The organism is Psychrobacter immobilis (genome assembly GCF_904846065.1).
Classification (GTDB): domain Bacteria; phylum Pseudomonadota; class Gammaproteobacteria; order Pseudomonadales; family Moraxellaceae; genus Psychrobacter; species Psychrobacter immobilis_H.
Window position 1 is genome coordinate 1 of record NZ_CAJGZV010000037.1, and the last position, 587, is coordinate 587.

A 587-nucleotide genomic window follows, 5' to 3' on the forward strand; every position below is an offset into this window, starting at 1 on the left:
GGAGTCTTCTTCACTGCTTAAAGTGCTTTACAACCAAAAGGCCTTCTTCACACACGCGGCATGGCTGGATCAGGGTTTCCCCCATTGTCCAATATTCCCCACTGCTGCCTCCCGTAGGAGTCCGGGCCGTGTCTCAGTCCCGGTGTGGCTGATCATCCTCTCAGACCAGCTACAGATCGTCGCCATGGTAGGCCTTTACCCCACCATCTAGCTAATCCGACTTAGGCTCATCTAATAGCGAGAGCAGTAAACTGCCCCCTTTCTCCCGTAGGTCGTATGCGGTATTAATACGAGTTTCCCCGTGCTATCCCCCACTACTAGGTAGATTCCTAAGTATTACTCACCCGTCCGCCGCTCGTCAGCGAGAAGCAAGCTTCTCCTGTTACCGCTCGACTTGCATGTGTTAAGCCTGCCGCCAGCGTTCAATCTGAGCCATGATCAAACTCTTCAGTTTAATCTTGCTATGAAGCTCTTTAAAGAAGCTTCTAAACTTGGCTCATCTAATCTGGCAAAATCGCTAAAAATTATGTTCGTAATGAATTAACTTTGAGTTTTTCTGCTGTCTTAAATGATAATTTTTATAGTTA

General features: G+C 47.4%; 1 rRNA gene. It reads right to left on the bottom strand.

Going from position 1 to position 587, the window contains the following annotated elements:
* Positions 1 to 454: ribosomal RNA gene (locus JMW64_RS13980) — 16S ribosomal RNA — on the bottom strand; the annotation flags it as partial.
* Between the last annotated feature and the right edge of the window lie 133 nt (positions 455 to 587).